Source organism: Afipia sp. Root123D2 (genome assembly GCF_001425835.1).
Taxonomy (GTDB): domain Bacteria; phylum Pseudomonadota; class Alphaproteobacteria; order Rhizobiales; family Xanthobacteraceae; genus Afipia.
Window position 1 is genome coordinate 271,741 of sequence record NZ_LMDP01000001.1, and the last position, 25,096, is coordinate 296,836.

Below are 25,096 nucleotides of genomic sequence, written 5' to 3' on the forward strand. Positions count from 1 at the left end.
GGTTCAGATGTTTTATTGGCTCATTGATTTCGCTGGCACGATCCCGGGCATCAACGTGTTTCGCTATATCACGTTCCGCACCGGCGGCGCGATCGTCACCGGCGCGCTGTTCGTTTTCATGTTCGGTCCGTGGATCATCGACCACCTGCGTCTTGCGCAGGGCAAAGGCCAGCCGATCCGGGCTGATGGGCCACCCACCCATATCGTCACCAAGAAAGGCACGCCGACCATGGGCGGCCTGATGATCCTGTCAGGGCTGCTGGTCTCGACACTGCTGTGGGCAAACCTGCGCAACCCGTACGTCTGGATCGTGTTGCTGGTAACGCTCGGTTTCGGCTTCGTCGGATTTTATGATGACTATCTGAAAGTTTCCAAGCAGACGCATAACGGCTTTTCCGGCCGCCTCCGCCTCGGTTCAGAAGCTGTGATCGCGCTGATCGCCTGTATCTGCATTGTCTGGGCGGGTCGCGATCCGTCGGTGACGTCGGTATCGATCCCCTTCATCAAGGAGTTCACCGTCAAGCTCGGCTGGTTCTACGTGGTGTTCGGCCTTTTCATCATTGTCGGGGCGGGCAACGCCGTGAACCTGACGGATGGACTGGACGGTCTCGCCATCGTGCCGGTGATGATTGCCGCCGCGAGCTTCGGCATGATCGCCTACCTCGTCGGCAACGCCGTGTTCTCGGAGTACCTTCAGATCCGTTACGTCGCCGGGACCGGCGAACTTGCGGTGCTGAGCGGTGCGGTGCTGGGCGCAGGTCTCGGATTCCTCTGGTTCAATGCGCCGCCGGCGTCGATTTTCATGGGGGACACCGGCTCACTCGCGTTGGGCGGAATGCTTGGCACCATTGCCGTTGCGACCAAGCACGAGATCGTGCTGGCAGTGATCGGCGGTCTGTTCGTGATCGAGGCCCTGTCCGTGATCGTTCAGGTGGCGTCGTTCAAGCTGACGGGAAAGCGCATTTTCCGGATGGCGCCGATCCATCATCACTACGAGCAGAAGGGCTGGACCGAGCCGCAGATCGTGATCCGGTTCTGGATCGTGTCGGTGATGCTCGCGCTCGCAGGCCTCGCAACGCTGAAGCTGAGGTGAGATCGTGATTCCTGTCACCAGCTTTGCAGGCAAGACGGTTGCGGTGTTCGGCCTTGGCGGGTCGGGCCTTGCGAGTTGCCATGCCCTGAAGGCCGGTGGCGCCCAAGTGATCGCCAGCGACGACAGTCCTGAAAAACTGGCGGAAGCCGCCATCGCCGGTTTCATGACTGCCGATCTTCGTAAAGTATCGTGGGCGAACTTTGCAGCACTGGTGCTGACGCCCGGCGTGCCGCTGACCCATCCGGCTCCGCATTGGAGCGTGCTGGCGGCGCAACAGGCCGGAATCGAGGTGATCGGGGATGTCGAACTGTTCTGCCGTGAGCGCCGCCGCCATGCACCGGATGCACCGTTCGTCGCGATCACCGGCACCAACGGCAAATCGACCACGACCGCGCTGATTGCGCATCTGATGCGCGAAGCGGGCTACGACGCGCAGATGGGTGGCAATATAGGCACCGCGATCCTGTCGCTGGAGCCACCACGCGCCGGGCGCGTCCACGTCGTCGAGATGTCATCCTATCAGATCGATCTGACGCCGTCGCTCGATCCGAGTGTCGGCATTCTTTTGAACGTGACGGAAGATCACATCGATCGCCACGGCACCATCGAGCACTATGCGGCGGTGAAGGAGCGGCTGGTCGCGGGTGTTCAGCCGGGCGGTACCGCCATCGTCGGGGTTGATGACTCATTTTGCGCCGCCGCGGCAGACCGCGTCGAACGCGCCGGCAAGAAAGTTGTCCGGGTCTCTGTGAAGCACCCGCTTGCGGACGGTATCTATCTCGATCACGACACCATCGTGCAAGCCTCGGGCGGCGCGCGGACGGATATCGCGAGAATCGGCGGCATCGGTTCGCTGCGCGGACTGCACAACGCGCAGAATGCCGCTTGCGCATCGGCCTGTGCGCTGGCGCTTGGCGTCGGGCCAGACGTGTTGCTGAAGGGATTGCGCAGTTTCCCCGGGCTCGCTCATCGCATGGAGCAGATCGGCCGCAAAGGCAACGTGCTGTTCATCAACGATTCCAAGGGCACTAATGCGGATGCGGCAGCGCGCGCGCTGTCCTCGTTCGACGATATTTTCTGGATCGCCGGAGGCAAGCCGAAGACCGGCGGCATCGAATCCCTGCGCGAATTCTTCCCGCGCATCCGCAAGGCCTATCTGATCGGCGAGGCCGCGGAAGAATTTGCCCGTACGCTTGGCGATGTGCCGTATGCGATCAGCAAGACGCTCGATGAAGCCATTCCCGATGCGGCGCGCGATGCGGCCGCCTCGGGTCTTGCGGCTCCGGTAGTGCTGCTCTCGCCAGCGTGCGCGTCGTTCGATCAGTTTCCGAATTTTGAGAAGCGCGGCGCGCGCTTCCGCGATCTTGTTCTGGCGCTCGGGTCGATCGAGCCGGTGAAGGAGGCTACGTTATGATCTCCCGCGAACAACGCACGCCCTTGAGCGAATGGTGGTGGACCGTCGACAGATTGCTACTGGCGGCGATCCTGGCGCTGGTGATCGCAGGTGTCATCCTGTCGCTCGCCGCCAGTCCCCCAGTCGCGGTGCGGATCGGTCTCGATCCATTCCACTTCTTCAACCGCCATGTGTTGTTCCTGGTCCCGTCATTGGCCGTCATGATCGCGACATCCTTCCTGTCGCCGAAGCACATCCGGCGCAGCGCGCTGATTATTCTCGCCTTCGCTCTCGTTCTGATCGTCGCGACCTTGCTGTTCGGCCCGGAGGTCAAGGGTTCGCGGCGCTGGATCACGCTGCTCGGTGTCAACATTCAGGCCTCCGAAGCGGCGAAGCCGGCTTTCGTCGTGGTGGTGGCATGGCTGTTCTCGGAATCGGCGCGCCGTCCGGAAATGCCGGCGACATCAATGGCGATGGTGCTGCTGCTGCTGCTGGTCGCGTTGCTGGTGGCGGAACCGGATTTCGGCCAGACCATGCTGGTGCTCGCGGTCTGGGGGACGCTGTTCTTTCTCGCCGGAATGCGGATGATCTGGGTGTTCGGTCTCGTCGGCGCATCGGCGGCAGGCCTGTTCACCGCCTATCTTTTTGTGCCGCACGTTGCCGGTCGCATCAAACGCTTCATGGATCCCGCGTCGGGTGACACCTATCAGCTCGATATGGCGCTGGAATCCTTCATGCATGGCGGCTGGTTCGGGCAGGGGCCCGGCGAGGGCACGGTGAAGCGGCTCTTGCCGGACAGTCACACCGACTTTGTGTTGTCGGTGGCGGCCGAGGAGTTCGGCATCATCCTGTGTCTCGCGTTGCTTGCGCTTTACGCCTTTATCGTCATCCGTTCGCTGTCGCGCGCCTACGCCACCGAGGATTTGTTCTCGCGCTTCGCCATCGCCGGCCTCGCCGTCATGTTCGGCACCCAGGCCTCGATCAACATGGCGGTGAACCTGCATCTGATCCCGGCCAAGGGCATGACGCTGCCGTTCATTTCCTACGGCGGATCGTCGATGATCTCGCTGGCTTATGGTGTCGGCATGCTGCTGGCTCTGACGCGGCAGCGGCCGCGGGTCGAAATGGAATCGATCGGCGCCGCCAACGCGGCTTATGCCTGACGCGATGACGGACGTGCCGCTTATTCTGCTCGCCGCTGGAGGGACAGGCGGTCACCTGTTTCCGGCGGAGGCGCTCGGAACGGTGCTGATGCAGCGTGGCCTTCGGGTGCGGCTGGTGACGGATTCCCGCGCTGTTCGCTATAGCGGCTTGTTCTCGAAGGACATGATCGATGTGGTGCCGAGCGAAACCGTGCGCGGGCGCAGCCCGTGGGCGCTGGCGCGAACCGGCACGATGCTTGCGGCCGGAACGATCAAGGCGTTCACATTAATAAAGCGATTGAAGCCTACTGCCGTGGTCGGTTTCGGTGGCTATCCGACGCTGCCGCCGGTCTTCGCTGCCAAGCTCGCTGGTGTGCCGACAATTATCCATGATTCCAACGCGGTGCTCGGCCGCGCCAACCGTTTCCTGTCGAGCCGCGTCAGCGCGATCGCGACCTCGCTGCCCGGTGTTCTGGATCGTGATCCCGCGCTGGCCAGCAAGACGACCGTGACCGGCACGCCGATGCGGCCGGCTATTCTTGCCGCGGCTGCGGTTCCTTATGTTGCGCCCGATGCGCAGGGGCCGTTGCGGCTGCTCGTCGTCGGCGGCAGCCAAGGCGCCCGGGTGATGGCCGATATCGTCCCCGGCGCGATCGAGCGTCTTGAGCCTGCATTGTGGAACAGGCTCGTGCTGGTGCAGCAGGTGCGCGACGAAGACATGGCGCGGGTGCGCGCGGTTTATGACCGGCTCAAGATCAATGCCGAATTGGCTCCGTTTTTCAGCGACCTGCCGCGACGCCTCGCATCGAGCCATCTCGTGGTGTCGCGTTCGGGCGCGGGGACCGTTGCCGAACTCGCCGCCATCGGGCGGCCTTCGATTCTGGTGCCGCTGCCTGGCGCCATCGATCAGGATCAGTTCGCCAATGCCGGCGTTCTCTCCGCCGTGAACGGCGCGGTGCGGATTCCGCAGGTTGAGTTCACGCCGGATCGTCTGGCCGCTGAAATCTCCGCTTTGGCGGCGGAGCCGTCGCGTCTGGCGGCGATGGCTGCGGCCGCGCGTTCGGTCGGAAGACTCGATGCCGCCGAGCGGCTGGCTGATCTGGTTGGGAAAGTGGCCGGAATCTAGGCGGCTTCCAAAGATTTTGGCCTTGTCATACCGGGCCGAAGCAAGGCATCCAGTAGCCTTGTGCTAAGGATTATTCCCATGAGATTGCCGCGCGAGATCGGACCCATTCACTTCGTCGGTATCGGCGGTATCGGCATGAGCGGCATCGCCGAGGTGCTGTGCAACCTTGGCTACACCGTGCAGGGCTCGGACGTTGCTGAAGGGTCCAACGTGACCCGCCTGCGCTATAAGGGCATCAAGGTCTTTGTCGGCCACAAGGCGGAAAATGTGAATGGCGCCGACGTTCTGGTGGTCTCCACCGCGATCAAGCGCGACAATCCCGAACTGATTGCCGCGCGCGGCCTGCGGATTCCGGTGGTTCGGCGCGCCGAGATGCTCGCTGAACTGATGCGGCTGAAAAGCTGCATCGCGATTGCCGGAACTCACGGCAAGACCACGACCACATCGATGGTTGCCACGTTGCTCGATGCCGGCAATTTCGATCCCACCGTCATCAACGGCGGCATTATCAACGCCTATGGCACGAACGCGCGGCTTGGCGCCGGCGAGTGGATGGTGGTCGAGGCTGACGAGAGCGACGGTACCTTCCTGAAGCTGCCGGTGGACGTCGCCATCGTCACGAATGTCGATCCCGAACACCTCGATCATTTCAAGACGTTCGACGCTGTGCAGGATGCTTTCAAGAACTTCGTCGAAGGCGTGCCGTTCTACGGCTTCGCGGTCATGTGCATCGATCATCCGGTGGTGCAAACACTCGTCGGCAAGATCGAGGATCGCCGCATCATCACCTATGGAGAAAATCCGCAGGCCGATGCGCGCCTTGTTAATCTGTCGCCATTCAGCGGTGGTTCGAAGTTCGCGGTCGAATTCCGTAACCGCAAGACCGACATCGCTCACGAAATCGGCGACCTGGTTTTGCCGATGCCCGGCCGTCACAATGCGCTCAACGCGACGGCGGCCATTGCGGTTGCGCATGAAATCGGAATTCCGGACGACGTCATCCGCAAGGCGCTGGCCGGGTTTGGTGGCGTCAAGCGGCGCTTCACCCGCACCGGCGAGTGGAACGGCGTCGCCATTATTGACGACTACGGCCACCACCCTGTCGAAATCGCAGCGGTGCTGAAGGCCGCGCGTGACTCGACCAAGGGCAGGGTGATCGCGGTGGTGCAGCCGCATCGCTTCACGCGGCTGCAGTCGCTGTTCGAAGAGTTCTGCACCTGCTTCAACGATGCCGATACAGTGATCGTTGCCGACGTTTACCCAGCAGGTGAAGCGCCCATTCCGGGCATCGATCGCGACTCGTTCGTGCTCGGGCTGCGCGCCCATGGTCATCGTGAGGCAATCCCGCTCGAAGGACCTGCGCAGCTTGCGGAACTCGTGGGCGATATCGCCAAGCCGGGCGATTTCGTCGTGTGCCTTGGCGCCGGTAATATCACCCAGTGGGCCTATGCGCTACCGGATGAATTGAAGGCGCTGGGTTAGCGGGAGTAATGCCGATGGCTGTTCTCAGTGATGAAACCTGGAAGCGCCATGCCAATCCCTGGAGTGTATGGACGCGCTATGCCGCGTTTCCGATACTGGTCGCCGCTGTATGGAGCTATCATGCCGTTGGTTGGTGGGCGCTGATCCCCGTCGCCATGACCATCGGATTCCTGATCGTCAATCCGCGATTGTTTCCGCCTCCACGTTCGACGATGAACTGGGCGTCGAAAGCGGTGCTTGGCGAGCGGGTTTGGTTGAAAGAGGACAGGCGCTTTCTGCCTGATCAGCATGCGAGCGTCTTTTATGCGCTGATGATAGCTGCGGTCGTCAATCTCGCGGCACTGGTATGGGGAATCATTTCCGCCGACATCGTGCTAACCGTGGTGGCGACGCTCAACGTGTTGATCGGCAAATCATGGAGTAACGATCGGATGGTCTGGCTGTTCAGCGAACGGAGCCGCACCAGCGATGAATACCGGGAATGGCTGTACTGATGTTTCCTGATATTAGGTGCTGATCCGGCGATGACCCGCTGTCTCGCCATTCGTCATGTCGCGTTCGAGGATACTGGCCTCCTTACGCCAATTCTCGCCGCGCGAGGTATTGATCTGAACTATGTCGAAGCGGGCGTCGATCCGCTCGGCACGGAGAAACTGTTGCAGCCCGATCTGCTCGTGGTGCTGGGTGGTCCGATCGGCGTCTACGAAACCGGTGCTTATCCGTTTCTGGTTGAGGAAATAGCCAGCCTGCGCGCGCGCCTCGATACCGGACGGCCGACTCTCGGCATTTGTCTCGGCGCACAATTGATCGCGGCTGCGCTCGGCGCGCGCGTCGCGGCCGGGCCAGCCAAGGAAATCGGCTATGCGCCGCTGATGTTGACAGAAGAGGGGCAGCGCTCGGCGATCGCGCCGCTTGAAGACGTGGCTGTGCTGCACTGGCATGGCGACAATCTCGAACTGCCGCCGGGTGCGGAGCGTCTTGCGTCAACGAAGTCATGCCCCAATCAGGCCTTCGCGATCGGCAAGCATGTCCTCGGTCTTCAGTTTCATATCGAAACGCCACCGCAAGCGCTGGAACGCTGGGTGATCGGTCATGCGTGTGAGCTGGCGCAAGCGGGCATCGACCCCGGTGCGCTACGTGCGCAGGCAGCACGGCACGGTGCCTCCACCGCCGCTGCGGGGCGCCGTGTGCTAGAGGAGTGGCTGGACGGAGCGTTACCATGAGCTTTCCTGATCTTCTTCCGACGCTGAAGCCCGCGATGCCCGATCTGCGGGGACGTCTGCTCGGCAACGAATCCCTTTCGCCTTTGACATGGTTCCGCGTCGGCGGCCCGGCGCAGGTGTTGTTCACGCCGGCGGACGAAGACGATCTCGCTTATTTTCTTTCGAAGCTGCCGAGTGAGATTCCGGTTTATGTGGTCGGTGTCGGCTCTAACCTAATCGTACGCGATGGCGGCATGGCCGGCGTGGTGATCCGGTTGTCGCCCCGCGGTTTCGGCGAAAGCAAAGCGGACGGCGATATGGTTCGCGCCGGTACCGCGGCGCTCGACAAGCGGGTTGCCGAAGCGGCAGCGGCCGCCAACATCGGTGGACTCGAGTTTTACTTCGGAATTCCCGGCTCGATCGGCGGCGCGTTGCGCATGAATGCCGGCGCCAATGGCGACGAAACGAAAGATGTGCTGGTCGAGGCGCGGGGCGTCACGCGCGCCGGTGAGACAGTCACGTTCAGCAATGCTGAAATGAAGTTCGTTTACCGCGGCAATGGTGTCGATCCGTCGATCGTCTTCACCTCGGCGCTGTTTCGCGGCGCAATCGCCGACGCCGAAAAAATTCGTACGCGCATGAACGAGGTGCAAACCCATCGTGAGATCGCGCAGCCGATCCGCGAGAAGACTGGCGGCTCGACCTTCAAAAACCCGCCGGGACACAGCGCCTGGAAACTGATTGATGCCGCCGGCTGCCGCGGCTTGCGCATCGGCGGCGCGCAGGTGTCGGAAATGCACTGCAATTTTCTGATCAACACCGGCGAGGCCACCGGCCACGATATCGAAACGCTGGGTGAGACCGTTCGTAGCCGCGTCAAGGACCACTCCGGCGTCGATCTGCAATGGGAAATCAAGCGAATCGGAATCGCATCTTGAGACGCACGACGCCGTTCAATCGCTCAAGGACAGGATCGCCTGAAACGGCGCCGGCGAAATCTGGAACGCGCCGTAGAACGGGTATTCCTGCAACGCAATGATACCCAGCGTGGCGACGACGGCGCCCGAAAATAACATGAGGGAGGCGATGAACGCTCGCGGACGTTCCAGATGCACCAGTGCGATCGCAGCCTGAGTGAACAGGCCGAGGATAATGACGGCCAGCCATTTAAGGTCATTGGTCTGGTCCAGAGACAAAGCGAGCCGATCGTTGCGCGCCGTTGCCAACCTGATTGTCGCATTGAGCAACGCGGAGTGAACCGCGCCGCCCGCCTTGGCGTCGATCGTCGGCGCACTGATTTCGCTTAGCAGCTTGTCGTAAGCCGTATTCGTCGCTGGCGAGGTGCTGCCGTCGGCCATCTTTGGCCATTCATCGGAAACCACGGATCTGACGTAGGTTTTAAGGGCCGCCCGGATTGGTTGCATGTCGGAAGCGGAAGCTACGCTGAGAGTGTAGATGTTGTGCAATTCTCCAGCTTCGGTTTGCACCGCGTTGTAAGCTTGGCGATTGCGAGTGCTGATATCGTTGGCGAGAAAACCGGCGAGCAGCGCGAACAACAGCGCTATCGCGCCGAAGAATGGAGCGACGACCCCGCCCAGCGACTGAACACCCTTCGTAAACGGCCGGCAAAAGGCGACGATCGCCAGCACAATCGCCATGCCGAAATAAAGCGCGATGAGTAACGCGAAGATTCCGGGGATAGGCAGATCGAGCCAGGTTCTGATCATGGGAGTTGCCGCGGTCCGGGTGCCAGGATTTCGATATCACTGTAACGATAGCCGAATTGCAGTGGCTTGGTCATCGGTCCAAATCAGCGTAGGTAGGCGCATCGGAGGCGTCATGAATCGGTTCAGACACGTTGCGGTGCTGATGGGCGGGTGGTCGTCGGAGCGGGAGGTCTCGCTGCGATCGGGAGCAGCCTGCGCCAGCGCGCTGGAGCGCCGGGGCTATCGCGTGACGCGCGTCGATGTGAAGCGCGATATCGCGACCGTGCTCGATGTGTTGAAACCAGACGTTGCGCTCGTGATGCTGCATGGCCGGCCCGGGGAAGACGGCACCATTCAGGGCGTGCTGGAAACGCTCGGGATTCCCTATTCGCATTCCGGTGTGCTGTCGTCGTCGCTGGCGATGCAGAAGGACCTCGCCAAGACGGTGATGGCGACGGCGGGCGTTCCGGTGGCGGAAGGACTGACCCTGACACGCGCCGAGGTCGCGAAAGGGCATGCGATGGAGCGGCCTTACGTGATCAAGCCGGTGGCGGATGGCTCCAGTGTCGGGGTTTTCATCGTCACCGAGGAGCATGCCCATCCGCCGCAGGAGCTTTTTCGCGACGATTGGGATCACGGTGACCAGTTGCTGGTCGAAAAATACGTGGCCGGCAAGGAACTGACCTGTGCGGTGATTCGCGGGGAGGCCACCGGGGTCATCGAGATCGTCCCAATGCTCAAATTTTACGATTACGAGGCAAAGTATTCAAAAGGCGCATCAAAACACATCCTGCCTGCGCCTATTTTACCTTTTGTTTACCAGGAAGTCCGAAGGTTAACGCTGGCGGCGCATGTGGCGCTTGGCTGCCGGGGCGTGAGTCGTGCGGATTTCCGCTATGACGACCGCATCGAAGGGATGGGTGGACTCATCTGCCTCGAGGTTAACACCCAACCCGGCATGACCGAGACGTCACTTGTTCCTGAGCTCGCAGCGGATGCGGGCATAACATTTGACGAGCTTGTGCAATGGATGGTGGAGGACGCCTCTCTCGGTCGGTAAATCAGCCGGGGCGCCGGTCTGATTCGGTCGGGATGACTGCGTCCGGAGGTTCCCGGTCGCGAGGCCGGTCGTCGGAACCGATTTTCCGCGATCCCAAGCTCAACCAACTGGTTGCCGTGTTCGAACGTCTGCCTCGCGGGGCCGGCCTTGCTGCGACCGTGGCTGTGCTGATCGGCGCGATTACGCTGGGAATCGTCAAGGGCGGCCATGCGGATGACGTCACCTCCGCCATGAGCGATGCCCGGAACGCGGCTGCCAATGCGGTCGGCTTCCGGATTACGTCCGTCGCGATTTCCGGCCGCAAACAGCTCACGCAGGACGAGGTCCTCGCGATCGGCGGCGTCAACGGCCGGTCGTCGCTGCTGTTCCTTGATGCCGCGACCGTGCGCGAGAAGCTGGAAGCCGATCCGTGGATTCGCGAGGCCACTGTCCAGAAGCTCTATCCGGGCCGCCTGCAGATCGATGTCACCGAGCGCAAGCCATTCGCGCTGTGGCAGGAGGATGGCCGCGTTTCCGTGATCGACGAGGACGGTACCGTCCTCGAGCCCTACGTGGCGCGCCGTTTCGTGTCGCTGCCGCTGGTGGTAGGCAAGGGTGCGGCGAGCCGTGTCAGTGAGTTTTTCAAGGTGCTTGCGCAATATCCGCAGGTGCGGTCGGCGGTGAAGGCGGTCGTGTTCGTCGGCGAGCGGCGCTGGAACCTGCGGCTGGCCAACAAGCTGGACGTCCGCCTGCCTGAGCATGATGTCGAACGCGCACTCGCGACCCTCACCAGAGCCGAGGCGGAAGATCATCTCTTTTCTCGCGACATCACTGCGATCGATCTGCGCCTGCCGGACCGCCTGACCGTGCGTCTGTCCGACGATGCGGCGAAGGCGCGTGACGAAGCACTCAACAAAGACAAGAAGGCCAAACGCAAGGCGGGTAACGCATGAGCGGGCTCGACGGCGGCCAGACTCCGAAGACACGCCAGATGCCGCCCAACAAGACGGCGTTGGTGGCTGCGCTCGACATCGGCACCAGCAAGATCGCGTGCCTGATCGCGCGGTTGAAGCCGTGCCCGCCGAGCGATTCGCTGCGGGGCCGGACCCATGCGGTGGAACTGATCGGAATCAGCCATATCCAGTCGCGCGGCGTGAAGGCCGGCGCGGTCAGCGATCTCAACGAATGCGAGCAGGCCGTGAGGCAGGCGGTCGCGATTGCAGAGCGCATGGCCAAGGTCCGGGTCGAATCCGTTTTGCTGTCAGTCTCGTCGGGACGTCTGAGCGGCCAGTTGATCGAAGCCTCTTCGGAGATTCGCAACGGGGCGGTCGGACCATCCGACATCGGACGCGTGGTCAGCGCGGGAATGCACCACGCCACCGCTCCCGGCCGCACGGTTCTGCATGCGCTGCCGGTCAATTACTCGCTCGACGGCGTCAAGGGCATCCGTGATCCCAACGGCATGGTGGCCCGGCAGTTCGGCGTCGACATGAATGTCGTGACCGCCGATGCGTCCGCGGCAAAGAACCTGATGCTGGTGGTCGAGCGCTGCCACCTCAACGTCGAGGCGATGGCTGCGAGTCCATATGTCGCAGGTCTTTCGGTCCTGACCGATGATGAAGCCGATCTCGGCGCTGCCGTCATTGAGATGGGGGCAGGAACGACAACGATCGCGACCTATTCCGGCGGGCAGTTCGTTCACGCTAGCGGGTTTGCGCTCGGCGGGCAACACGTCACCATGGATCTTGCTCGCGGACTCGGTGCCTGCATTGCGGATGCCGAGCGAATCAAGACGTTATATGGCACGGTACTGACCGGCGGGTCTGACGCGCGAGAAGTCATGAGCGTGCCCGCAGCGGGAGATCATGATCGCGACACGCCGCAGATCGTCTCTCGCGCCACGATCGCGAATATCGTGCGGCAGCGAGTCGAGGAGACGTTTGAGATGGTCCGGGACCGCCTTGCGGATTCTCCGTTTGCGGCAGAGCCGCAGGGACGCATTGTCCTTAGCGGCGGCGCATCGCAGCTGACCGGCATCCCCGAACTCGCGAGCCAGATTCTGGGCCGTCCCGTGCGGGTCGGCCGTCCGCTCGGCTTCGGCCGGCTGCCCAACATGGCCAAGACCGCGTCATTCGCGGTGCCTGCCGGACTGCTGGTCTATCCGCAGTTCGCTCATCTTGAACACGTTGAACCGCGGCATACGCGGCAGGTCATGACAGGGACCACAGGCTATTTCGGAAAGGTCGGACGATGGCTTCGAGAGGGCTTCTGATGATCTCAACACCGGATCGGACCATTCCATCAACAGCTTTGGCGTGCAGCCCAAGCCATAACGCCCGCGCGTAATCGAGAGGCAACCATGACCATCAATCTTACCCCACCTGATGTTCGCGAGCTGCGGCCGCGTATTACCGTATTCGGTGTCGGCGGCGCGGGCGGCAATGCCGTCAATAACATGATCACTGCCGGTCTGGTGGGGGTCGATTTCGTCGTCGCCAACACCGACGCGCAGGCCCTGACCATGTCAAAGGCCGAGCGGATCGTGCAGATGGGCACCCAGGTCACCCAGGGCCTCGGCGCCGGATCGCAACCTGATGTCGGCGCAGCCGCCGCGCAGGAAGTGATCGACGAGATCAAGGATCATCTGTCCGGAGCCAACATGGTGTTCGTCACCGCCGGCATGGGCGGCGGAACCGGCACCGGCGCTGCACCGGTCATCGCAGCGACCGCGCGCGAGATGGGAATTCTCACCGTCGGCGTCGTCACCAAGCCGTTCCACTTCGAAGGTCAGCGCCGGATGCGCACCGCCGAGGCCGGCATCGCCGAGCTTCACAAGGTGGTCGACACCCTTCTGATCATCCCGAACCAGAATCTGTTCCGGGTCGCCAACGAAAAAACCACCTTCGCCGACGCCTTCGCGATGGCCGATCAGGTGCTCTACTCGGGTGTAGCCTGCATCACCGACCTGATGGTCAAGGAAGGCCTGATCAATCTCGACTTCGCCGACGTTCGCGCGGTGATGAAGGAGATGGGCAAGGCGATGATGGGCACGGGCGAATCGACCGGCGAGAAGCGCGCGCTGGCCGCCGCGGAAGCCGCGATTGCCAACCCGCTGATCGACGATTCGTCGATGAAGGGCGCCAAGGGCCTGCTGATCTCGATCACCGGCGGCAAGGATCTGACGCTGTTCGAGGTCGACGAAGCCGCAACCCGTATCCGCGAGGAAGTCGATCACGACGCCAACATCATCGTCGGCGCGACATTCGATGAAGGCCTCGACGGTCTCATCCGCGTGTCCGTGGTTGCCACCGGCATCGATCAGGCCACCGTCGGCCGTGCCAGCACGCCGGCAACGACGACTACTGCGCCGACCTCGTCGGTCCCGGACAGCCGGCTTGCCGATCTCACCGCGCGCCTACGTGCGGATAATCAGCGGATGGCTGAACGCGCCCAGAAGAGCCAGGAGGGGCAAGCTGCAGCTCCTGCCGCACCTCGCGCCACCGCCGACCAGATCGATCGCGCGGCGCTCGCTGCCATTGCCGAAGCGGTGTCGCCACCGGCTGCCGCCAGCGCACCTCTCGCGCCGGCCCAGGCTGCCTCGTACGGCGACGTCAGCATCCGTCCGATTCCAACCAAGCCCGCGCTGTTTCCGGACCGCGAGGAGCCGATGGAACTGAACGAGCCTGCGCCGCCGCAGAACTTCATTCCGCCGTCGGCTGAGCGTATGCCGCTTCGCACGCCGCGGATGCCGAACTTCGACGAATTGCCGGTGCCCGCGCAGAACGAGATTCGCCGCGCGCGAGGTGAGATCACCGCCGAGCCGCCGCAGAAGGCGCGTACTTCGTTGCTCCAGCGTCTGGCCAATGTCGGTCTCGGCCGCCGCGACGAAGAAACCGAGCCGCCGATCGCAGCTCGTGCTGCTGGTCCGGCCATGCCGCAGATGCCGCCGCTGCAGGAGCGGAAACCTCAGCGTCCGATCCCGCCGCAGTATGGTGGCGAGCCGGTATCAGAATACGGTCGTCGGCCCGCGCCTCAAGGCCTCGACACGCACGGACGCCCGGCCCCGGTTGCTCCCGCGGCACCGTCGGACGACCAGCTCGATATCCCCGCCTTTCTGCGCCGTCAGGCGCAGTAAAGACGTGTAACGAATCATGTCGACAGCCATGCCCCGGCGCTTGCGCCGGGGTATTTGTTTGGCCGGTATGTAGTTATTGGGAGTTTGTTCAAGCCATTGATGTTTATAAAGGAAAATGGTCTATGCAAACTCGTGCAATGGCCGATGATTGTGGCGGGAACGGGCGTGATTGCGGCGGGTTTGGGGTAACAATCGGTAAACAACCGTGAGTAGCGCTCCTCATTTCATTGGCTAATGTCAAACCGTGATTGGGGACGACTCAGGACAAGACAGTCGGCTTAACAGGCTGAAATGGTTCTGAAGTCGGTTAGTGATTGGGCGAAGTTGGGATGAAGTTTAGCCGGCAGACAACGCTTCGGTCGCGCGTCACGTTGACGGGCGTCGGAGTCCATTCAGGGGCACCGGTTACGCTGGTGCTCGGCCCTGCCGACACCAACTCCGGTTTCGTTTTCATCCGCACCGGTCTTGACGGTCCAGACCGCGAAGTTCGTGCCGCTGCCTCTGCCGTCACCGCGACAGCATTTGCCACCGTGCTGGGCGATCGTGATGGCGCTGTGGTTTCCACCGCCGAACATGTTCTTGCCGCGCTGCGCGGCATGGGCATTGATAACGCGACCATCGAAGTCGATGGTCCCGAAATTCCGATTATGGATGGCAGCGCGGCTCCATTCGTTGCTGCCATCGATCGCGCCGGCATCGTGCAACAGTCCGCGCCACGCCGTTACATCGAAGTCCTGAAGCCGGTGCAGGTCGAATTCGGTCAATCCTTCGGCGAATTGCGCCCCTATGCGGCGGGTTTCCGCGCTGAAGTTGAAATCGATTTCGCCCACCCGATGATCGGCCGTCAGGCTTTCAATCTCGATCTCGATCCAGATAGCTTCCGCCGCGATATCGCCCGGGCTCGTACATTCGGGTGCATGAAAGACGTCGCCAAGCTCTGGGGCGCAGGTTATGCGCTCGGTGCGTCCTTCGATAATTCGGTGGTGTTTGACGACGATCGTCTGCTCAGCACCGAAGGCCTGCGTTATGCCGACGAATGTGCGCGCCACAAGGTTCTCGACGTGATCGGTGACCTCGCGCTCGCCGGGTTGCCGCTGGTCGGCCTCTACCGGTCGGTTCGTGGCGGCCACAAGCTCAATCATGCGGTGCTCACCGCCCTGATGGCCGACCGCCATGCCTGGCGGGTGGTGGAGGCGGAACTCGAACCGGCCCGCCGTGTTCGTACCGCCGCGGAAGTGGTCGGTGGAATACTGGGCGGCGGTATCGTCGCCCCAGCCTTTGCCCCCGACGTTTCCTGATTTCTTGCCGGGTCAGGGGTTTCCGGCCTGTGGCATCAATGGTGCTGTCCCCGAAGCCATCGAGGGGTGGCATCTAGCCGCCTTAATCCGGGCGAATTGTCTGCCTATCCGGTTGGTTAAGGTATTTTTTTCAGCTACATAGACCCCCTTGACGAGTGGGTCGGGTTTCGGGTGTCCATGGGCGCGCTCCGAACCAGTCATCATGGTCGCCATTCGCTCCACTTAGGTCTGCATCACGTATGATGGTTGAGTCGCTCAGTTCAGTTGAACGCTCCTTCGCGAACCGTGTCGGTCGCCATCTCCTGCTTGTCGCCGGACTTGTCGTTCTTGCGGCGCCTCTTGGCGGCTGCGGCACCGGTGCGCTGTGGGACAAGTTCCTGGCCAAGGACGAAACCTTCGTCGATGAGCCGGCGGACAAGCTCTACAACGAGGGCTTGTACATGCTGAACCAGAAGCATGACGCCCGGTCGGCGATGAAGAAGTTTGAGGAAGTCGACCGCCAGCATCCTTATTCCGACTGGGCGCGCAAATCGCTGCTGATGTCGGCCTACGCGTCCTATGAAGCCGGCAATTACGATGAGTGCATCTCGTCCGCGAACCGTTACATCAGCCTGCATCCCGGCAGTGCCGATGCGGCCTATGCGCAGTATCTGATCGCGGCATCGAATTTCGACCAGATCCCGGACGTCACCCGCGATCAGGGCCGCACCGAAAAGGCCATCGCCGCGCTCGAGGAGGTGGTCCGCAAGTACCCGACCTCCGAATATGCCAACGCCGCCAAGAAGAAGATGGAAGTCGCGCGCGACCAGCTGGCCGGCCGCGAGATGAATGTCGGCCGTTACTACATGGAGCGCCGCGATTACACGGCCGCGATCAACCGCTTCAAGGTGGTCGTGACCCGCTACCAGACCACGCGCCATGTCGAGGAGGCACTGGCCCGCCTCACCGAAGCTTATATGGCGATCGGCATCGTCGGTGAGGCGCAGACCGCCGCCGCTGTGCTTGGCCACAACTTTCCTGACAGCCGCTGGTACAAAGACGCCTATAATCTTGTAAAGTCGGGTGGTGTCGAGCCGAGTGAGAACCAGGGTTCCTACATCAGCAAGGCATTCCGGAAGTTAGGTCTCGGTTAGGATCCATTTCAAATGCTGGCCCGGCTTTCGATCCGTGACATCGTCCTGATCGAGCGGCTCGACATCGATTTCTCCAAAGGCCTCGCGGTGCTGACCGGCGAAACCGGCGCCGGCAAATCCATTCTGCTTGATGCGTTCGCGTTGGCCCTCGGTGGCCGTGGCGATGCGGGTCTGGTCCGCCATGGCGTCGAGCAGGGGCAGGTGACTGCTGTGTTCGACGTGCCAAAAAAACATCCGGCCGCCGCCATCCTGCGCGATAACGGTTTCGAAGATACCGGCGAGATGATCCTGCGTCGCGTCCAGTTGTCGGACGGCCGCACTCGCGCGTTCCTCAACGATCAGGCCATCAGCATCCAGACGCTGAAAGCGATCGGCTCTACGCTGGTCGAAATCCATGGTCAGCATGACGAGCGGGCATTGGTCGATACGGCAACGCATCGGATGCTGCTCGATGCCTTCGCCGGTCTGGAAAAGGACGTCGGCGCGGTTGAGGGGCTGTGGGAAGCCCGTCGGGCCGCGCAGACCGCGCTCGCTGAGCATCGCGCGAGCATGGAGCGCGCCGCCCGCGATGCCGATTACCTGCGCCATGCATCCGATGAGTTGATGAAGCTCGACCCGCAGGAGGGCGAGGAAACCTCGCTTGCCGAGCGCCGCACCGCGATGATGCAGGGTGAGAAGATCGCCGAGGATTTGCGCGAGGCCCATGGCGCCGTCGGCGGTCCGCAATCGCCGGTCGCCTCACTGGCGGCCGCTGTCCGTCGGCTGGAGCGCCGTGCCGCCAGCGCGCCGAAGCTGGTCGAGGATGCGGTCAAGGCGATGGATGCCGCGCTGAATTCGCTGGCGGAAGCCGAGCAGCATCTGCAGGCGGCAATCGTTGCGGCTGATTTCGACCCCGGCGAACTGGAGCGCATCGAGGAGCGGTTGTTCGCGCTGCGCGCGGCCGCCCGCAAGTATTCGACGCCGGTCGATTCCCTCGCAGGGCTGGCGCAGAAATTCAAGGCTGACGTCGCGCTGATCGATGCCGGTGCTGGTCAACTGAAGGGTCTCGAAAAGGCAGCACGGGAAGCCGACGATGCTTTCTCGGCGGCGGCGAAGAAGCTGTCGGCGGCGCGCGTGAAGTCCGCCGACAAGCTCAACAAGGCGGTCAACGCTGAACTGGCGCCGCTCAAGCTCGATCGCGCGAAATTCACCACCCAGATTGAAAGCGATCCGGCTTCGCCGGGACCGCAGGGTTTCGACCGCGTCGAGTTCTGGGTGCAGACCAACCCCGGCACCAAGCCGGGGCCGTTGATGAAGGTGGCGTCGGGCGGCGAACTATCCCGCTTCCTGCTGGCGCTGAAGGTTGTGTTGTCCGATCGCGGTTCGGCGCCCACACTGGTATTCGATGAAATCGACACCGGCGTCGGCGGTGCGGTGGCCGACGCCATCGGCGCGCGGCTGGCGCGGCTGGCTGAAAAGGTTCAGGTGATGGCGGTAACCCATGCGCCGCAGGTCGCGGCACGGGCCGACCAGCACCTGCTGATCTCCAAGGACGCACTCGACAAGGGCAAGCGCGTCGCCACTCGCGTCAACGCACTGGCGGCCGATCATCGCCGTGAGGAAATCGCGCGGATGCTGGCCGGCGCCGAAATCACCGCCGAAGCGCGCGCGGCGGCGGAACGCCTGCTCCGTGCCGCCACAGCCTGACGTGCATTGCCATGCCCGCTGACCGGTCGAAAATCGCTATCGAGAAACTGTCCGAGGCGCAGGCGAAAAGCGAATACAGGCGGCTGACGACGGAACTCGCCGCGCATGATGAGCGCTACTACCAGAAAGACGCGCCGACGGTTTCAGATGCCGAGTATGATGCGCTGCGCAGGCGCAGCGAGGCCATCGAAAAGAAATTTCCCAAACTTGTTACCAAGGATTCGCCGTCCCAGAAGGTTGGCGTACAGACATCGGGACGTTTCGCGAAGGTACTTCACGCCGTGCCGATGCTGTCGCTTGGCAACGCCTTCAGCGACGAGGATGTGACCGATTTTGTCGAGCGCGTGCGGCGCTTCCTCAAACTGGGCGACGGGGATATCCCAGCCATCGTTGCCGAACCGAAGATCGACGGCTTGTCGCTGTCGCTCCGTTATGAAGACGGTGATCTGGTGACCGCCGCAACCCGTGGCGACGGCTTCGAGGGCGAGGACGTCACCGCCAATGTGCGGACCATCGCCGATATCCCGCATAAATTGAAAGGTCGCGCTATCCCGGCCGTATGCGAGATGCGTGGCGAAGTCTACATGCTCAAAAGCGATTTTCTCGCGCTCAACAAGAAGCAGGCTGAGGCCGAAGATACGATCTTCGCCAACCCGCGCAACTCGGCGGCCGGTTCACTGCGCCAGAAGGATCCCTCGATCACCGCGTCGCGCCCGCTGAAATTCTTCGCCTATGCCTGGGGCGAGATGAGTGAGATGCCGGCGGATACCCAGTTCGGCATGATCCAATGGATGGCCAAAGCTGGATTTGTCACCAACCGGCTCACGACGCTGTGCGACAGCGTCGATGCCGTGCTGACCTTCTATCGCAAGATCGAAGAGACTCGCGGCGCGCTCGGCTACGACATCGACGGCGTGGTCTACAAGGTCAACCGGCTCGACTGGCAGCAGCGGCTGGGGTTTGTGTCGCGCAGCCCGCGCTGGGCGATCGCGCACAAGTTCGCGGCCGAGCAGGCGACGACTGTTCTGAACGACATCGAAATCCAGGTCGGCCGCACGGGCGCACTGACGCCGGTCGCCAAGCTCGCGCCGGTCACGGTGGGCGGCGTCGTGGTGCAGAACGCGACGCTGCATAATGAAGACTACATCAAGGGAATCGGCAGCGACGGCCAGCCGATTCGCGACGGCGTCGATATCCGGATCGGTGACACGGTGGTGATCCAGCGCGCCGGCGACGTCATCCCGCAGATCGTCAGTGTGGTTCTCGACAAGCGGCCGAAGAGCGCAACGCCGTACAAATTTCCGCAGATTTGTCCTGCTTGCGGCAGCCATGCGGTGCGGGAAGCCGATCCGAAGACCGGGCGCGAGGACTCCGTGCGCCGCTGCACCAATTCGCTGGCATGCCCGGCGCAGGCGATGGAACGCTTGAAGCATTTCGTCTCGCGTTTGGCGTTCGATATCGATGGGCTCGGCGACAGGCAGGTCGAGGAGTTTTTCGCCGACGGTCTGGTGATGGCGCCGGCGGATATTTTCACGCTGCAAAAGCGTGACGCCCGGTCGCTCAAAAAACTCTCCAGCCGCGAGGGCTTCGGCGCGACGTCCGTGCGTAATCTCTTTGCGGCCATCGACGCCCGACGCAGGATCGCCCTGCATCGCTTTATTTTCGGCCTTGGCATCCGCCACGTCGGGGAAGGCAATGCCAAGCTGCTGGCGCGGCACTATGGAACGGTAGAGGATTTTCGCGCGGCGATGATAGCTGCCGGGAAGGGGCCGGAGTCGGAGGCATATCGCGACCTCAATGCGATCGAGGGTATCGGCACGGTCGTCGCCAACGCCATTGTCGAATTTTTCGCCGAACCGCACAGCGTCAAGGCGGTGGACGATCTGCTCGCCGAAATCGAGGTCCTTCCGGCGGAGAAGGCGCGGACGGACTCTGCCGTGGCCGGCAAGACCGTGGTCTTTACCGGTTCGTTGACGAAATTCACTCGCGACGAGGCCAAGGCACTGGCTGAGAAGCTTGGCGCGAAAGTCGCAGGCTCCGTCTCGAAAAAGACGGACTATGTGGTCGCCGGGGAAGATGCTGGTTCGAAGCTTGCCAAGGCGAAGGAATTGGGCGTTGCAGTGCTGACCGAAGACGAGTGGCTGGCGCTGGTCGGCGATCGCTAGCTACAACAAACCCGTTTCCTGTTCCTCCGCCTCGATCATCTTCTCCGCCGTAACGGGTATCGATCTGCGCGGCACCAGAAAAAGGATCGCCGCGGCGCATGCCAGTGACAGCATCAGCATCGCGATATTCATCGCCAGCGGCGTGGCGAAGTGGCCGCCGAGGGACGCGCCGAGCTGCGAGCACAGCGAACCGAATCCCATTTGCAGGAAGCCCATGGCGCCGGAGGCGGTGCCGGCGGCCTGCGGACGTACGCTGATCGCGCCGGCGGATGCATTCGACATCGCGAAGGCATTGCCGAACATGACGATCATGTGGGTGCCGAACAGCCAAGCGGGCAGCTGGTTCAGGCCCGCGATACCCCACGCGACGTTGAGGATCGACCCCACGATCTGCAGCATAAGACCTATCACGATCATCCGGTCGAGTCCGTGGCGCGGCGACAGCCGCACGGAAGCAAAATTCCCCATCATGTAGGCAAAGCCGGCGGTGGCGAACCACATGCCGTACTCCGTGGTCGAGCGGTTCATGTGATCGACGACGATGTACGGTCCGCCCCCCGCAAAGACAAAAATGATCGCGGAGGCAAACATCTGGCACAGCACATAGCCGAGGAACATTTTGCTCGACGACAGGGCCCGAACATCCTTCAGGAATCCGGCGGTGTTCGTCTTGGTCTCGAACCGCCGGGTTTCCGGCAGGGCCAGCATGATCGCGACCACAGTCAGCGTTGTCACGACCGCGAGCACATAGAAGATCGAGCGCCACCCGAACCAGTAATCGAGCAGGCCGCCGACCAATGGGCTGATCATCTGCGCGATCATCATCACCGCGATTACCAGGCTGATCATGCCGCCGATGCGGTTGCGCTCATAGATGTCGCGGACGATGGCGCGGCTGATGACCATGCCGGCCGCTCCCCCGACCGCCTGAAGAAATCTCCCGACGATCAGCTGCGGCAGCGTCTCCGCGAAAATGCAGCCGATATTCGCCACCACCACCAGCCCGAGGCAGCACATGAGAACAGGGCGCCGGCCATAGCGATCGGACAGCGGACCCATCACCAGTTGTGAGCACGCCAAGCCGACCATGTAGAGCGATACGGTCATCTGCGCGACCGAGATGTCCTGCTGGAATGTGGTTGCCAGCAGCGGCAACATCGGCACCAGCATGTACAGCGAGACCGGCGCGATGCCGTTCATCGCGACGAGCAAGGGCAGGATTTTCCAGGGGGTAGCTGCAAGATCCGCGATGGCCACTTTGGCCTTGGGGTCGGTCACGTTGTCCGGACTCTGTTATGAATTGTTGTGTTCAACCACTTATCGCGAGGGCTCCAGCGGTTCTGTCGCAGCATCGAGCCACACTTTGGTGGCTTCGTCCACCAGCGGGCGGATTTCTTGCCGCACGCGCGCATGGTAGGCATTCAGCCAGCGCAGTTCTTGCTTGCTGATGCGTGACGCATTGATCAGGCGGCGATCGATCGGTGCCAGCGTGAGGGTCTCGAAGCCGTTCATCGGCTTTTCCGCGCCCTCGATCCTGGCCTCGACCACGAGCTCGAGATTCTCGATCCGGATGCCGAACGCGCCGGTCTTGTAGTAGCCCGGCTCATTGGACAGGATCATGCCGCGCTTGAGCGGCGTGGTGCCCAGCTTCGAGATACGGGCCGGTCCTTCGTGGACCGACAGATAGCTGCCGACGCCGTGCCCCGTGCCGTGTTCGAAATCGATGCCCGCCTGCCACAGGAACTGCCGCGCCAACACGTCGATCTGCGCACCGCTGGTACCGTCGGGAAAAAACGCGCGAGCGATGGCGATGTGGCCGCGAAGCACGCGGGTGAATCTGTCGCGCATTTCGTCGGTCGGGTCGCCAATGGCGATGGTGCGGGTCACATCAGTGGTGCCATCCTCGTATTGTGCGCCAGAATCGATCAGCAGCAGATCGCCGGGATTGATGCGACGATTGCTCTTGCGGGTGACGCGATAGTGCACGATGGCGCCGTTCGGTCCGGTACCGGCAATGGTCGGGAATGAAACGTCTTTCAGCGCGCCGGTATCGCGGCGGAACGACTCCAGTGCTTCGACGGTGTCGATTTCGGTCAGCACGCCGCTCGGCGCTTCGCGGTCGATCCACGCAAGAAAGCGCGCCAGCGCCGCGCCGTCGCGGCGATGCGCCGCGCGTGTTCCGGAAATTTCGGTGGCGTTCTTGACCGCCTTGAGAAGTGCGACCGGATCGGCAAGGCGGACCGGCTTGCCGCCCGCCGTCGCGATCAATCGGCTCAGCGCATCGGCGGCGGTCGCGGTATCGAGGCCGACGGCTGTGCCGCGCTGGCCGAGTTCGGTCAGGCGCGACGCCAGGGCATCGGGCTCCTCGACCGTTGCATGTTGTTCAAGGTGGTCCCGCGCACTGTTCGACAGTTTGCGGTGATCGATGAAGATGACGGGCCGGCCGTCTTTCGGCACCAGTGCGTAGGACAGCGGCAACGGCGTGTGGGCGACATCGGCACCGCGAATGTTGAACGTCCACGCGACCGCATGTGAATCCGACAGTACGAGAGCGTCGACGCCGCTCCTGGTAATTTCGGCGCGGATGCGGGCGAGCTTCTCGGCCTCGCCTTCGCCGGCGAACTGCAGGCCGTGAACCGCAACCGCGCCAAGCGGTGGTGCTGGCCGTTCCTGCCAGACCGCATCGACTGGATTGCTATCCACCGGGACGAGAACGGCACCGGTTTTTTCGCAAGCCTTGGCGAGCCGCTCAGCCGCGGCAGTCGTATGCAGCCAGGGATCGAAGCCGATCCGGTCGTCCGCCGTGAGATGTGACGTCAGCCAGCTTTCCGGCGGGGGATCGATCAGGGATTCGACCTGCCATACGGCAGTGTCGACCTGATGTGCGGCCTGCAAAGTGTAACGGCCGTCGACAAAGATCGCGGCCTGCTGCGCCAGCACGATGGCGAGGCCCGCCGACCCGGTGAAGCCGGACAGCCACGCAAGGCGCTCCTCGGATGGAGGAACGTATTCGTTCTGCTGGCTGTCTGCGCGCGGGACAATGAAGCCGGTCAGTCTCCTGCGCGCGATTTCCTCCCGCAGGGCCGCCAGACGCGCCGCCAGGGCGACGCCGCCCTCGGGATCTTCAAACGTCTGGAACTGGGCTTCAAACATGGGGGCTGGCCTCGGTCGTGTGGGATTGCCGGCGAATGTTGCCATCATCGGCGGCGTTTGTGCCGATATTTAGTACCTGAGCAAAAAGCCGGATAGGGAACGATTTGGTCTCTCCGGCGTTCTTTTCGCCGGTCCGCAGGAGCGCGGAGGGATGTGTGTCCCGGCCGGTGAAGGGGGATTCGACATGCCACTATTCAGCTTTGAAAAGATCGCGCCGCCGCCACCTCTGGCTTCAGTAGGCCAGGCCGATACGGCGCATCGCGGGATCATTATTCAATTGTTCGACCGGATTGCGGAAGCGCGGATGCAGCGCGACGTTCGCGCGTTCCGCCGCACAAAACGTGCTCCGGAAAAGACCCATGTTGCGCCCAAGCGCGGCCGGGATCATTGATAGCTCACTTTTCGCTGTTCACGCCCGCTGCATCAAAAGGCTGGCCCAGCCGTCGACCTGCAGCCGCCGGACAAGTTTGATTCCGTTCGCTCGATAGGCCGCGACCACGCTGTCGGCCTGATGAGGCAGAAGTCCTGACAGGATGACGTAACCCGACGGTGCCAGATGCCTGGCCATCGGCATCGCGAGTTGGCGAAGCGGATTGGCCAGAATATTTGCCAGCACCAGTCCGAACGGGCCGTTTGCGGTGAAGCGTGGTGAAGCGAAGCCGGTCGCGCAAATCGATTCCACCCAATTGCCAACGCCGTTCAGGCGGGCGTTCTCGCGTGCGACAATGACCGAGCGCGGGTCGATGTCGCTGGCAAGAATAGGCCGTCGCAACGCTTTGGCCGCGGCAATGGCGAGAACGCCGGTGCCGGAGCCGAGGTCGAGCACGCGCTTGGGTGTGCGCTGGCACAGGACCCGGTCGAGCAGCAGCAGGCATCCGCGCGTGGTGCCGTGATGGCCGGTGCCGAACGCCAGCGCTGCCTCGATCTCGATCCCGAGCTTGTTAGGCTGCACGCGGGCACGGTCGTGGCTGCCGTGAACGACAAACCGTCCGGCGCTGACCGGCACCAGCCCCTCGAGGCTCGATTTGACCCAATCCGTCGCCGCAACTGCGTCGAACGTCAACGTATCGGCGACAGCCTGACCCGCTGCCTGCGCGATCAGGTCGCGGATGGCATCGCGCTCCGGTTCCTGCGCGAAATACATGGTGACGTCCCAGCGGCCGCCGGGCTGTTCGAAAGCGACAACGGCGACGTCGTTGCCGTCGAGACTCTCCGACAGGACATCCACGAGCCGGCTCGCCGTGCGCTCGTCGCCGACCGCGCAGGTAGCACGGCTGGCGGCCGCTGACATCGAAGAGCCGGAAAGATCGGGGGAGGTCATGGAATGCCCGTAAATCGCTGTG

21 protein-coding genes are annotated in these 25,096 nt (G+C 62.7%); 16 read left to right on the plus strand and 5 right to left on the minus strand.

Annotation, left to right across the window (positions count from 1 at the left end; all coding sequences use genetic code 11):
• The first annotated feature begins 7 nt into the window (after window positions 1–7).
• From mraY to murB, 8 genes are all read left to right on the plus strand, one after another.
• Window positions 8–1,093, plus strand: coding sequence for a phospho-N-acetylmuramoyl-pentapeptide-transferase (gene mraY / locus ASC80_RS01260; RefSeq protein ID WP_056292118.1), 1,086 nt, complete (start codon window positions 8–10; stop codon window positions 1,091–1,093).
• Window positions 1,094–1,097: 4 nt separating this feature from the next.
• Window positions 1,098–2,507: a UDP-N-acetylmuramoyl-L-alanine--D-glutamate ligase gene (gene murD, locus ASC80_RS01265; RefSeq protein ID WP_056292119.1), complete on the plus strand. Its 1,410-nt coding sequence runs from the start codon at window positions 1,098–1,100 to the stop codon at window positions 2,505–2,507.
• A complete protein-coding gene (gene ftsW / locus ASC80_RS01270) occupies window positions 2,504–3,649 on the plus strand; it encodes a putative lipid II flippase FtsW (RefSeq protein WP_056292122.1) in 1,146 nt (381 codons plus the stop codon). Before murD ends, ftsW begins: the two co-directional genes overlap by 4 nt.
• A gap of 4 nt (window positions 3,650–3,653) precedes the next feature.
• Window positions 3,654–4,754, plus strand: coding sequence for an undecaprenyldiphospho-muramoylpentapeptide beta-N-acetylglucosaminyltransferase (murG, locus tag ASC80_RS01275; protein WP_056295405.1), 1,101 nt, complete (start codon window positions 3,654–3,656; stop codon window positions 4,752–4,754).
• 78 nt (window positions 4,755–4,832) lie between these two features.
• Entirely contained in the window at window positions 4,833–6,236 is a 1,404-nt protein-coding gene (murC, locus tag ASC80_RS01280) for a UDP-N-acetylmuramate--L-alanine ligase (RefSeq protein WP_056292124.1), read from the plus strand.
• A 14-nt stretch (window positions 6,237–6,250) separates the two neighbouring features.
• Window positions 6,251–6,730, plus strand: coding sequence for a DUF6653 family protein (locus tag ASC80_RS01285; protein ID WP_056295406.1), 480 nt, complete (start codon window positions 6,251–6,253; stop codon window positions 6,728–6,730).
• Between the two features lie 30 nt (window positions 6,731–6,760).
• Window positions 6,761–7,459: a glutamine amidotransferase gene (locus tag ASC80_RS01290; RefSeq protein WP_056292127.1), complete on the plus strand. Its 699-nt coding sequence runs from the start codon at window positions 6,761–6,763 to the stop codon at window positions 7,457–7,459.
• The gene (murB, locus tag ASC80_RS01295; RefSeq protein WP_056292130.1) at window positions 7,456–8,376 is read left to right on the plus strand and encodes a UDP-N-acetylmuramate dehydrogenase; all 921 of its coding nucleotides are present in this window, start codon (window positions 7,456–7,458) and stop codon (window positions 8,374–8,376) included. Before ASC80_RS01290 ends, murB begins: the two co-directional genes overlap by 4 nt.
• A 15-nt stretch (window positions 8,377–8,391) precedes the next feature.
• Here the strand turns inward: murB and ASC80_RS01300 are convergent, their stop codons facing one another.
• Entirely contained in the window at window positions 8,392–9,165 is a 774-nt protein-coding gene (locus ASC80_RS01300; protein WP_056292133.1) for a bestrophin-like domain, read from the minus strand.
• A 112-nt stretch (window positions 9,166–9,277) separates the two neighbouring features.
• On the opposite strand from ASC80_RS01300, the gene ASC80_RS01305 reads away from it, so the two are divergent.
• The 8 genes from ASC80_RS01305 to ligA all read left to right on the plus strand — a co-directional run bounded on the left by ASC80_RS01305 (window position 9,278) and on the right by ligA (window position 20,600).
• The gene (locus ASC80_RS01305) at window positions 9,278–10,204 is read left to right on the plus strand and encodes a D-alanine--D-alanine ligase (RefSeq protein ID WP_056292134.1); all 927 of its coding nucleotides are present in this window, start codon (window positions 9,278–9,280) and stop codon (window positions 10,202–10,204) included.
• Window positions 10,171–11,136 (plus strand): cell division protein FtsQ/DivIB, encoded by a 966-nt coding sequence (locus tag ASC80_RS01310; protein WP_056292137.1) that lies wholly within the window; start codon window positions 10,171–10,173, stop codon window positions 11,134–11,136. Before ASC80_RS01305 ends, ASC80_RS01310 begins: the two co-directional genes overlap by 34 nt.
• Window positions 11,133–12,455, plus strand: a complete 1,323-nt coding sequence (gene ftsA, locus ASC80_RS01315) for a cell division protein FtsA (protein WP_056292140.1) — start codon at window positions 11,133–11,135, stop codon at window positions 12,453–12,455. The genes ASC80_RS01310 and ftsA overlap by 4 nt, the downstream gene beginning before the upstream one ends.
• A gap of 87 nt (window positions 12,456–12,542) precedes the next feature.
• A complete protein-coding gene (ftsZ, locus tag ASC80_RS01320) occupies window positions 12,543–14,318 on the plus strand; it encodes a cell division protein FtsZ (RefSeq protein WP_056292142.1) in 1,776 nt (591 codons plus the stop codon).
• A gap of 329 nt (window positions 14,319–14,647) precedes the next feature.
• Window positions 14,648–15,616 (plus strand): UDP-3-O-acyl-N-acetylglucosamine deacetylase, encoded by a 969-nt coding sequence (gene lpxC, locus ASC80_RS01325; protein ID WP_056292145.1) that lies wholly within the window; start codon window positions 14,648–14,650, stop codon window positions 15,614–15,616.
• Between the two features lie 239 nt (window positions 15,617–15,855).
• Entirely contained in the window at window positions 15,856–16,749 is an 894-nt protein-coding gene (locus ASC80_RS01330; protein ID WP_056292148.1) for an outer membrane protein assembly factor BamD, read from the plus strand.
• Window positions 16,750–16,761: 12 nt separating this feature from the next.
• On the plus strand, window positions 16,762–18,435 hold the full coding sequence (gene recN, locus ASC80_RS01335; protein ID WP_056292151.1) for a DNA repair protein RecN: 1,674 nt from the start codon (window positions 16,762–16,764) through the stop codon (window positions 18,433–18,435).
• An 11-nt stretch (window positions 18,436–18,446) separates the two neighbouring features.
• Complete coding sequence (ligA, locus tag ASC80_RS01340; RefSeq protein ID WP_056292152.1) at window positions 18,447–20,600, plus strand: NAD-dependent DNA ligase LigA; 2,154 nt, start codon at window positions 18,447–18,449, stop codon at window positions 20,598–20,600.
• On the opposite strand, the gene ASC80_RS01345 is transcribed toward ligA, so the two are convergent.
• The 4 genes from ASC80_RS01345 to ASC80_RS01355 form a co-directional block, all read right to left on the minus strand.
• Entirely contained in the window at window positions 20,601–21,878 is a 1,278-nt protein-coding gene (locus ASC80_RS01345; RefSeq protein ID WP_056292155.1) for a multidrug effflux MFS transporter, read from the minus strand.
• A gap of 39 nt (window positions 21,879–21,917) precedes the next feature.
• Window positions 21,918–23,753: an aminopeptidase P family protein gene (locus ASC80_RS01350; protein WP_056292158.1), complete on the minus strand. Its 1,836-nt coding sequence runs from the start codon at window positions 23,751–23,753 to the stop codon at window positions 21,918–21,920.
• A 232-nt stretch (window positions 23,754–23,985) separates the two neighbouring features.
• Window positions 23,986–24,141: a hypothetical protein gene (locus tag ASC80_RS23455; RefSeq protein ID WP_156464211.1), complete on the minus strand. Its 156-nt coding sequence runs from the start codon at window positions 24,139–24,141 to the stop codon at window positions 23,986–23,988.
• A 21-nt stretch (window positions 24,142–24,162) separates the two neighbouring features.
• Entirely contained in the window at window positions 24,163–25,074 is a 912-nt protein-coding gene (locus ASC80_RS01355; protein WP_056292162.1) for a 50S ribosomal protein L11 methyltransferase, read from the minus strand.
• Window positions 25,075–25,096 lie beyond the last annotated feature (22 nt).